This is a genomic window from Paenarthrobacter sp. NPDC091669 (assembly GCF_044756725.1).
GTDB classification, from domain to species: domain Bacteria; phylum Actinomycetota; class Actinomycetes; order Actinomycetales; family Micrococcaceae; genus Arthrobacter; species Arthrobacter bambusae_C.
This window is the reverse complement of the sequence record NZ_JBIVTK010000006.1, coordinates 319,488-330,048: the sequence shown is the minus strand read 5'-3', so window position 1 is coordinate 330,048 and position 10,561 is coordinate 319,488. Positions and strand designations below refer to the sequence as shown.

Here is a 10,561-nt window from a genome sequence, read left to right as displayed (position 1 = left end):
ACAGTGCAACGGCCGGGCAACCACACCACGCATCAACGCAGCACGATCACCCGGCCCCCACACTCACACCAAAAAAAGAATCAGGCCCCGCCACCGGCAGAGAAAATATCCTGCGAAATCTTCTGCAACTGACCCCGCAACTGCTCCAGCTCTTCCTTGGCCTTATCCAACGCAGCCTTCGTCTCCGGCCACGTCGAACCACGGAACTCAGCAGCCAACGGACCATCCCACACATTCGGTTCCGACAACACACGACCCTGCGCATCCAACGCCGAAATCTGATCCGTAAACCCACCAGTAATAATCGACTGCACCTGACCGATAGCAGCCTTGGCCTGCTCAGTAGACAACACACGCGACATAGAACTTTCCTCCCAATAAGAACAATCGCAACACCCAAACCAAAACCAGCCCAGGCAACGCCCCCAAACTACCAACACCAACCAATAAATCCAACAAACAGAGAAATCATTGTGGAAAACCGAGTTGGCGCACCCGGAGGGTTGCTGAGAGACCTCGCGCGACCGGAGGAAGCCGAACCTCCTTGAGTGCCGGGAGATGGGCGACCTTCCTCACGCGCGGCCAACCGTCAATGACATACACCCCCTAACACCCTCCCGTGAGACCAACGTCACAAAACCGCGGGAATAACTTTTGCGCACGTAACATTTCTCAACGTCCGTTCGCTATGTTATTAGCCATGCACCTAACGTGTTCCGGTGAGCACCTCAACCAACACTTCCCCAGCAGCTGGCAAGAGCGGCTTCCGGCTCCCCAAGTGGGCCGGTTCCTTCGGCGTCCAGATCATCGCAGCCCTCATTGTGGGCCTCATCCTCGGCCTCATCGCCAAGTACACGGGCAGCACCAAGACCGCCCCCAACGGTTTGGGGGCTACTCTCCAGACGATCGGCTCCAGCTACGTCTCCTTGCTGCAGACCGCCGTCGTTCCCTTGATTTTCACCGCTGTGGTGAGCTCCATTGCCAACCTGCGCCAGGTCTCCAACGCTGCGCGGCTGGCCTGGAACACCCTGCTGTGGTTCGCGATCACCTCGCTGGTATCGGTGCTGATCGGCATCGGCCTGGGCGTGCTCCTGCAGCCGGGCGCCGCAACCGGCATCACCGAAGAAGCCAAGTACGCCGGCAAGACCGGTGACTGGTGGGCCTTCTTGATCGGTCTCTTCCCCAAGAACTTCCTGGGTCTTGGCGCCAGCTCCACGGTGACCGAGAGCGCCAACGCTGCCACCACCGTCAGCACCGCGGTCAACTTCAACGTGCTGCAGATCCTGGTCATTGCGATCGCGATCGGTGTTGCAGCGCTCAAGGTTGGCAAGCAGGCCGAAGCCTTCCTGACCTTCAACGCTTCGGCGCTGGCCGTCATCCAAAAGGTCCTGTGGTGGATCATCCGCCTCGCTCCGCTGGGCACCATCGGCCTGATCGGTAACGCTGTGGCCATCTACGGCTGGGACACCATCGGATCCTTGGGCAAGTTCACCGCCGCCATCTACATCGGGCTGGCTCTGGTGCTGTTCGTCCTTTACCCCATCCTGGTGCGCATTCACGGGCTCTCCATCAAGCAGTACTTCTCCGGCGTGTGGCCGGCCGTGCAGCTGGCGTTCGTCTCCCGTTCCTCGATCGGCACGCTGCCGCTCACGCAGCGCGTCACTGAACGGAACCTCGGCGTCCCCTCCGGCTACGCTTCCTTCGCCGTGCCGCTGGGCGCCACCACCAAGATGGACGGTTGCGCAGCAATCTACCCGGCCATTGCAGCAATCTTCGTGGCACAGTTCTTCGGCATCAACCTGGACTTCAGCCAGTACCTGCTGATCGTTCTGGTCTCGGTCCTGGGTTCGGCCGCTACGGCAGGTACCACCGGCGCCGTCGTCATGCTCACGCTGACCCTGTCCACGCTGGGACTGCCCCTGGCCGGCGTCGGGCTCCTGCTGGCTATCGACCCCATCCTGGACATGGGCCGCACCGCAGTCAACGTGGCTGGCCAGGCACTGGTCCCGGCCATCGTGGCCAAGCGTCAGGGCATCCTGGATGAGTCGCTGTACAACGCACCCCGCAACGGTGCCGCCTTCGCCGACGAGTACGCCGCCGACAAGGCGGCAGCCGAAAGCAACGAGCGCGAACTGGCCGACACCAAGGCGTAGCCTCAGCCTCTTTGGAAGTGCGCAAATCCCCCGGGGAGTTCTCCCCGGGGGATTTCCCCGTTAAAGGGGCCAACTCTGGATAGGCTCTGACCATGTTGATCGTCACTTCAAATGAAATCCCGGGCCACCGGATCGACGCCGTCTTCGGCGAAGTCATGGGCCTCACCGTCCGCTCACGGGACATCGGCTCGCAAATGCTGGCCGGCTTCCGTTCCCTCGGCGGCGGCGAGCTGCCCGAAATGACCAAGGCACTCTACGAAAGCCGCCAGGAAGTCATGGCACGCATGGTCAACGAAGCGCAGCAGCGAGGGGCCAATGCCATCGTCGCCATGCGGTTCGACACCTCGGAAATGGGCACCAACTGGACGGAAGTGTGCGCCTACGGCACCGCCGTCTACGTGCTGCCGCTCGGAGAGGGCGAGCCCGGAGCCACGGGCCAGTCGGTCTACCTGACCAAGACGGCCGCACAACAGCCCGCTCAGCCGGCACAGCCGCAGCAGTCAGCACAGCAGCAGCAGTTCACCCAGCCCCAGCAGCCCGCCCAGCCGCAGCAATTTACCCCACCAACTCCCCCGACCCAGCCTCACCAGTTCTAGTCGGATCAGCCCAAAGGTCCCGCCCTTCTTCGTTCTCTCGCCGTTCAACGGTGAGCTGAGCGAACGAGGGCGGAACTTTTCGCATGCCCATACGCCTCAAATTGCGCAGAGTGCAAACTTGCACTTAGTGTAAGTATGTGACTCAAACCAGTAGCCAGGAAGCTGCTGCGGAATCGTCTCCTTCCGAGCCCAGCGCCCCCTCCAGGCGCGAACTCAATAAGGCGGCCACCCGCAGCTCCATCGCTTCCGCAGCCTTGGACCTCTTGCGCAGCAACGGGTCCGGCAATTTCACCGTAGAAGACATCGCGGCCGCCGCCGGTGTCTCGCGGCGAACCTTCTTCAACTATTTCCCCAGCCTTGAGGCGGCCCTGGCCTCCGTGGCCGACGGCTTCATGGACCACGCCTTGGAGCAGTTCCGGCTCCGCCCGGCGGACGAGTCGATTCTCGAATCCGCTCAAGCGGCCCTCATGGCACTGGCCGATCCCATGTCCGTCGCCCCCATGGCCGAACTCTTCAGCCTGACCCAGGACAACCGCCAGTTGGCCCGCTCCGAGCTCGAAGCCTGGGAACACTGCACCGAGCAGATCATTGAAGCCGCCCGCAGCAGACTCGGCGCCGGCATCAGTGAGCTCCACCTCCATGCCTTGGCGGGCTCAGTGATCTCCTGCGGCAAGGCCGCCATGACCGTCTGGTTCGCCGATCGCGGCCCTGACCTCTCGGCGGAATCCCTCGCGGTACTTCGCCAGCACCTCATCGATGCGATGGGCCTCCTGGGCGCCGGCTTCGCGCCGCCGTCGGACGCGTCCGTCCCCACCTCCCCTTCCGCTCCAACCACCACAGATCGGTTCTGACATGGCCTCGTTCCTCTACCGTCTCGGCAAGTTTTCGTATCGGCGCCGCTGGCTGGTCATCTCCATCTGGCTGGCCGTCATGGTGGCAGTTGGCGGCTCGGCCGCCGCGTTCCACGGCACCATGTCCAACAACTTCACCATCCCGGGCACCGAAACCCAGCAGATGGCGGACAAACTCAAGGAAGCCCTTCCTGATTCCTCGGGAGGTTCGGCCAGCGTGGTCTTCGATGCCGGGGAAGGCGGATTCGACCAAGCCAAGAAGGACGCAGTGGCCGCTGCATTGACCAAACTTGAGGCCATGCCTGACGTGCAGGGAACGGTGAACCCGTTCACCACTCAGGAACAGTTGGACAAGTCCGCCGACGAAATCGCGGCCGGTGAAGCCAAGGCCGCCGAGGGCAAGGCACAGCTCGACGCTTCCCGCGCGCAGCTTGAAGCGAGCGAGGCCCAACTGGCCGGGGCCGAACAGCAACTGGCCGCCTCGGGCATGACACCCGCACAGATTGAAGCACAGATGGCTCCGCAGCGCGCCGAACTTGCGGCGGGCAAGGAAAAGCTCGACGCCGGAGCCAAGGAAGCTGCCGACGGCGCCGCCACATTGGCTCTGGGCAAGCGACAGCTCGAAGCCTCCGAAGGCCTCCGGTTTGTCTCCAGCGACAACAAAGCAGCGGTAGCCCAGGTCCAGTTCAAGACCTCCATCAACGCCGTTGACCCCGCCGTCCGCGAAGAGGTCCAGGAGATCGTCCATGGCGTCTCATCGGCCGACGTCACGGCCTACGCCAGCAAGGAAATCACCGAGGACGTCTCGGAGATTTTCGGGATCGCTGAAATCGTGGGCGTCGCAGTCGCGGCCATGGTCCTGATCCTGATGCTCGGAACTCTCATCGCTGCCGGGCTTCCTCTCCTGATGGCCCTGATCGGCGTTGCTGTAGGTGTCGGCGGAACGTTCGCATTGACCAGCGTGATCGACATGAGCTCCATCTCCCCGATGCTTGCCCTGATGCTTGGCCTCGCGGTTGGTATTGATTACTCCCTGTTCATCGTCAACCGTCACCGCACCCAGCTTCTGGCCGGCATGGACGCGGAGGAATCCGCTGCTTTGGCCACCGGTACCTCCGGTAACGCTGTGTTGTTCGCCGGCCTGACCGTCATCATCGCCTTGGCTGCACTGGTGGTTCCGGGACTTCCCTTCCTTGCCGTCATGGGTGTTGCGGCCGCAGCGACAGTGGCCGTCGCCGTCGTCGTAGCTTTGACTTTGACGCCCGCCGTGCTGGCCCTGATCGGCCGCCGACTCATCTCCAAGCGTGCTTGGGCCAAGGCTGCCAAGCACAACGCCGAGCCGGGCCACGAAGCAGCCGACCGTGAACGCGACGAAAAGCGCAGCAGCGGTGGTTGGGGCGGCATGGTCACGCGTCGTCCGTGGGTTGCCTTGGTGGCCAGCGTCGTCCTGTTGGGCGCTTTGGCACTGCCGGCTTCTCAGCTTCGGCTGGCACTTCCCGACGGCGGCTCCGAGCCGGTCGATTCGCAGGCCTTCAAGGCGTATGACCTCACCCGCAGCAGCTTCGGTGAAGGCGTGACCGGACCGATCGTCGTCGTCGGAGAATTCCCTGAAGGCCTCAGCGAAAACGACGCCAAGAACAAGCAGTTCGATGTTGCGGATCAGCTCCGCAGTGTTGAAAATGTCATTGCCGCTGTACCGATCGCACTGAGCGAAGACCGCCGCACTGCAGTGTTCCAGGTGATTCCCAAGGAAGGCCCGGCCAGTGCGGGCACCGTGCAGGTGGTGTCTGATCTCCGCGCAAAGGGTGCTGTGATCAGCGATGACCTTGACGTGAAAATCGGCCTGACCGGACAAACCGCGGGCAACATTGACGTCTCCAACAAGCTCGGCGCTGCATTGCCGCCGTACTTGGCGATCGTCGTCGGGCTGTCCTTGCTCTTGCTGCTGCTCGTATTCCGCTCAATCGTTGTGCCGTTGCTGGCCACGGGCGGATTCCTGCTGTCGCTGGCTGCTGCCTTCGGCGCCGTGGTTGCCGTCTACCAGTGGGGCTGGCTCGGAGGGATCTTCGACGTCGCCAATCCGGGTGCTGTCCTGAGCTTCCTGCCCATCATCCTCATCGGTGTGCTGTTTGGTCTCGCCATGGACTACCAGGTGTTTATCACCTCGGGCATGCGGGAGTCGTTCATGCACGGTGAGACTGCCAAGCACGCGGTACGCTCCGGTTTCAGCCACGCTGCAGCCGTGGTCACCGCGGCTGCAATCATCATGGTCAGCGTGTTCTCCGGCTTCATCTTCAGCCACCTCACCATGGTCCGGCCGCTCGGCTTCGCCATGGCCTTCGGTGTGCTGATCGATGCTTTCGTAGTCCGCATGACTATCGTCCCCGCCGTGATGTACCTCTTGGGCGAGAAGGCCTGGTGGCTGCCCAAGTGGCTGGAACGTGTTCTTCCGGACGTGGATGTTGAGGGCGCCAAGCTGGAGCGGACCGATCGTCGGAAGACCGAGGAACTGGTCCACTAACGCTCTTCCACATCCCAGCCGATATTCACGAACGCTCGCTCACTTGCTTGAGGCAAGTGAGCGAGCGTTCGGTTTAAGCACGCGGGACGTGAGAGAGCATCGTATTAGGCTGGGGACCGTGACCCGATTGATTCTCGCCTCCCAGTCCCCCGCCCGCACCAAGCTGCTCACGGATGCCGGAATCAGGCATGACGTCCTGGTCTCGGACGTCGACGAGGATGCTGTTCAGGCCAAGTACGGCGTGACGGACGCCCACGACACCGCACTATTGCTGGCACGCGCCAAGGCTGAGGCCGTCGCCGCCCTCCCCGAAGCTGAAGGTGCTTTGGTGATCGGCTGCGATTCGGTGTTCGAGTTCGACGGCGAGTCCCACGGCAAGCCCTACACTGCGGAAGTCGCACGGGAACGGATGCTGCGGATGAGCGGCTCGCAGGGAGTACTGCACACTGGACACTGGCTGGTGGACTGCCGGGACACCGCCGCGGACGCAGAAGAGGACGCATCGGAAACTGACACCCCCCAAGGTACAGGTGCCACGGTTGGAGCCGTTTCCAGCGCGGAGGTCCACTTTGCCCGAATGAGCACCTACGACATCGACGCCTACATCGCCACCGGCGAACCCCTGCACTGCGCCGGGTCGTTCACTATTGACGGCTTGGGCGGGGCCTTCATCCGCAAGGTCGACGGCGACCCGCACGCCGTCGTCGGGCTTTCCATCTCCACCCTTCGGGATCTGCTGGTCCACGCAAACGTGGGAATCACCGAACTGTGGGACAACGACGAGCAGTAAAAGCCGTTTGTAGCAACCCTACAAAGGAACATCGCCTCACACACGGAATCCCCCATCAATATGGGCGGAACCCTCACAATCACGCTAGGCTCCTCAAGGACAGAAGGAGTCAACAACTTGTCAGCTAACCCGGCGCAGCCCATTTCCAGCCCTCTTACCAAGGTCTTGATTGCCAACCGCGGCGAAATCGCGGTCCGCATCATCCGAGCCGCCCGGGACGAAGGCATTGCCTCCGTAGCGGTCTACGCCGATCCTGACCGTGACGCCCTCCACGTCCGCCTGGCCGACGAAGCCTACGCGTTGGGCGGCAACACCGCCGCTGAGTCGTACTTGGTGATGGACAAGATCATCGACGTCGCCAAGCAGTCCGGCGCCGACGCGATCCACCCTGGCTACGGCTTCCTGGCGGAGAACGCCGAGTTCGCTGCCAAGGTCATCGACGCCGGCATCACCTGGATCGGCCCCTCCCCCGAGGCGATCTCGGCCTTGGGCGACAAGGTCCAGGCCCGTCACATCGCCGAAAAGGTGGGCGCTCCGCTGGTCCCCGGCACGGCTGACCCGGTGGAATCGGCCGACGAAATCCTGAAGTTCGCCGAGGAATTCGGCCTCCCGGTCGCCATTAAGGCTGCCTTCGGCGGCGGCGGACGTGGCATCAAGGTTGCCCGCACCATGGACGAAATTCCCGAGCTCTACGAATCGGCCGTCCGCGAAGCCATTGCAGCTTTCGGCCGCGGCGAGTGCTTCATCGAGCGCTTCCTGGATGCTCCGCGGCACGTCGAGACCCAGTGCCTGGCCGATGCTTTTGGCAACGTCGTGGTGGTCTCCACCCGCGACTGCTCGCTGCAGCGCCGTAACCAGAAGCTCGTCGAGGAAGCCCCCGCTCCGTACTTGACCGAAGAGCAGAACAAGCGACTCTACGAATCCTCCAAGGCCATCCTCAAGGAAGCCAACTACCTTGGCGCCGGAACGTGTGAATTCCTGGTGGGCCAGGACGGTACCATTTCCTTCCTCGAGGTCAACACCCGCCTCCAGGTGGAGCACTGCGTGTCCGAGGAAGTCACAGGCATCGACCTCGTCCGCGAGCAGTTCCGCATTGCCCGTGGCGAAGCACTCGGCTACGACGACCCCGAGGTCCGAGGCCACTCCTTCGAATTCCGCATCACAGGCGAAGACCCGGGCCGCAACTTCATGCCTGCCCCCGGCACCATCACCACCCTGAAGAACCCCACCGGTCCCGGCGTCCGGATCGATTCCGGCGTGGAGCAGGGCGACGTCATCAGCGGCAACTTCGACTCCATGCTCTCCAAGCTGATCATCACCGGCGCCACCCGCGAACAAGCGCTCCAGCGTTCACGCCGGGCGTTGGAGGAAATGGTGGTTGAGGGCATCCCCACCGTCATCCCCTTCGACCTCGCAGTGGTCACCGATCCCGCTTTCGCCCCGGCGGAAGGCCCGTTCAAGGTCCACACCCGCTGGATCGAAACCGAGTTCGTCAACAGCATCCCGGCATGGTCTGCCAACGCAGCAGGCGCTGAGGCGCCCGACGCCGGTGAGCGCCAGCGCGTCGTCGTCGAGGTTGGCGGCAAGCGCCTTGAGGTGGTTCTGCCGTCCGGACTGGGTGGCGGTGTCGCGGCAGTTTCCCGCGGTTCGGGCACCAAGTCCGGCAAGTCCAAAAAGCGTTCCCGATCAGCTGGCGCCACGGCTGCCGCAGCAGGTGGCAACGCGCTGACCTCACCCATGCAGGGCACCATCGTCAAGGTGGCCGCTGCTGAAGGCGACGAAGTGGCTGAGGGCGACCTGATCGTGGTTCTGGAAGCCATGAAGATGGAGCAGCCCCTCACCGCCCACAAGGCCGGTACCGTACGTGGCCTCGCTGCCACGGCCGGCGAGACTGTTGCCGCCGGCGCTGTCATCGCCACCATCGAGGACTAAGGCAAAATACCCCAAACACGACGGCGGCTCCGCACCAATGGTGCGGAGCCGCCGTCGTTAAGAGGTGTACTTAGGCGACGTTGTTCTCGTAATCCATGTCCTTGGTCTCGCGCGTCAGCCAGAGCGCGATGAAGGTCACCACTGCGGCGGCGGCCATGTAGGCGCCCACCAGCCAGGTGCTTCCATTTGCTGCAGACCAGAGCGCAATGGCCACGAACGAGGCAGGAGCTGCACCGATCATGGAGGACAGGTTGTACGCCACAGCGGATCCGGTGTACCGGACGTTGGCCGGGAACAACTCGGGAAGGATCGCTGCCATGGGCCCGAAGGTCAGGCCCATCAGGGTGAAGCCCACAATGAGGCCAACCATGGCCGCCGCCTGGCCGGGACCGAACATGGTGAACCAGAGCGCACCGAACACGAAGATGCCGGCGGTGACGCCCAGCAGGAACTTACGCCTGCCCCACTTCTCAGCGAGCGGCCCGGAGACCACGGTGAAGATGCCGAAGAAGACGACGCCGATGATCAGCATCCAGAGGAAGTCGGAGCGAGTGATGCCCAGGCCGGGGACGAATGCGGCAATCTGGTCGGCCGTCATGGGCTTGCCGGCTTTTTCAGCCGCCGCCTGTGCACCGGCCAGGGTGGGCTTGGTGCCGTAGGACAGGGTGAACGTGGTCATGATGTAGAAGAGCACGTAGGTGGCAAACATGATGAACGTACCGGCCACCACCGGACGCCAGTGGCTCTTGAGGGTGGCTGCGAGGGGCAGCTTCTGCACCTTGTCCTGCTCGATCACCTTGGTGAACGACGCGCTCTCCACCAGCTTCAAACGAACATAGAGGCCCACGACCACCAGGACGGCACTGAGGATGAACGGAACCCTCCAGCCCCAGGCCAGGAATTCTTCGGCACTCAGGGATACGTTCATCCAGATGAAGATGACGTTGGCGATGATGAAGCCGATGGGGGCGCCCAGCTGCGGGAACGTTCCGTAGATGGCACGCTTTCCCTCGGGTGCGTTCTCCGTGGCCAGGAGTGCTGCGCCGGACCATTCGCCGCCCAGAGCCAGGCCTTGGAAGAAGCGCAGGATGACCAGCATGATCGGGGCAAGGATGGCCCAACCCGGCATGGAGGCTGTGGGCAGGAGACCAATGAGGAACGTGGCGATGCCCATGGTCAGCAACGACGCCACCAAGGTGCCCTTGCGGCCGATCTTGTCACCAAAGTGACCGAAGACCACGGCGCCGATAGGCCGCGCGAAGAAGGCAACGCCAAAAATGGCGAACGCACTGAGCAGCGCATTGATGTCAGTGGCGTCCGGGAAGAAGAGCTTCGGGAAGACGAGTACCGACGCGGTGGCATAGGCGTAGAAGTCGTAGAACTCGATCGTCGTGCCGATCAGGCTCGCGAAGATCACCTTGCCCCGCGAGTTCACTGGCTTAGTGGACTCGCCTTCCTTGGATGGTGCGGTGGAAGACATATATTTGCAGCTTTCTTTCACGCCGGCCGAAGCCCCGAGAGACTCCCGGCGAAGGAATATTCGAGAGTTCAATAATAGTTCCCGCTGTCCATTGACTGGACAACCAAGTCCAACATGCGGACCCACAGAAAAATCCCACCCTGTGGTCCGCGCCACACTACCTCACCGTCGCCTCACGCGCCGGTGACCCCGCCGATAGGGAAATGTCACAGGCCGTTTACAAACGGCGCCCGTCCAC

At 62.8% G+C, this 10,561-nt stretch carries 8 protein-coding genes; 6 read left to right on the top strand and 2 right to left on the bottom strand.

Going from position 1 to position 10,561, the window contains the following annotated elements:
- Positions 1–80: 80 nt before the first annotated feature.
- Complete coding sequence (locus tag ACIQLI_RS12640; protein ID WP_400388797.1) at positions 81–362, bottom strand: pyrophosphorylase; 282 nt, start codon at positions 360–362, stop codon at positions 81–83.
- Between the two features lie 357 nt (positions 363–719).
- On the opposite strand from ACIQLI_RS12640, the gene ACIQLI_RS12635 reads away from it, so the two are divergent.
- The 6 genes from ACIQLI_RS12635 (at position 720) to ACIQLI_RS12610 (ending at position 8,843) form a co-directional block, all read left to right on the top strand.
- The gene (locus ACIQLI_RS12635) at positions 720–2,153 is read left to right on the top strand and encodes a dicarboxylate/amino acid:cation symporter (RefSeq protein WP_400388794.1); all 1,434 of its coding nucleotides are present in this window, start codon (positions 720–722) and stop codon (positions 2,151–2,153) included.
- A 92-nt stretch (positions 2,154–2,245) separates the two neighbouring features.
- Positions 2,246–2,749, top strand: coding sequence for a YbjQ family protein (locus ACIQLI_RS12630; RefSeq protein WP_400388791.1), 504 nt, complete (start codon positions 2,246–2,248; stop codon positions 2,747–2,749).
- 137 nt (positions 2,750–2,886) lie between these two features.
- The gene (locus tag ACIQLI_RS12625; protein ID WP_400388788.1) at positions 2,887–3,600 is read left to right on the top strand and encodes a TetR family transcriptional regulator; all 714 of its coding nucleotides are present in this window, start codon (positions 2,887–2,889) and stop codon (positions 3,598–3,600) included.
- Position 3,601: 1 nt separating this feature from the next.
- On the top strand, positions 3,602–6,121 hold the full coding sequence (locus ACIQLI_RS12620) for an MMPL family transporter (protein WP_400388785.1): 2,520 nt from the start codon (positions 3,602–3,604) through the stop codon (positions 6,119–6,121).
- Positions 6,122–6,239: 118 nt separating this feature from the next.
- A complete protein-coding gene (locus tag ACIQLI_RS12615) occupies positions 6,240–6,911 on the top strand; it encodes a Maf family protein (RefSeq protein WP_400388782.1) in 672 nt (223 codons plus the stop codon).
- A 60-nt stretch (positions 6,912–6,971) separates the two neighbouring features.
- Complete coding sequence (locus tag ACIQLI_RS12610; protein ID WP_400388779.1) at positions 6,972–8,843, top strand: acetyl/propionyl/methylcrotonyl-CoA carboxylase subunit alpha; 1,872 nt, start codon at positions 6,972–6,974, stop codon at positions 8,841–8,843.
- Between the two features lie 70 nt (positions 8,844–8,913).
- On the opposite strand, the gene ACIQLI_RS12605 is transcribed toward ACIQLI_RS12610, so the two are convergent.
- Positions 8,914–10,323: an MFS transporter gene (locus tag ACIQLI_RS12605; RefSeq protein ID WP_354229851.1), complete on the bottom strand. Its 1,410-nt coding sequence runs from the start codon at positions 10,321–10,323 to the stop codon at positions 8,914–8,916.
- Positions 10,324–10,561 lie beyond the last annotated feature (238 nt).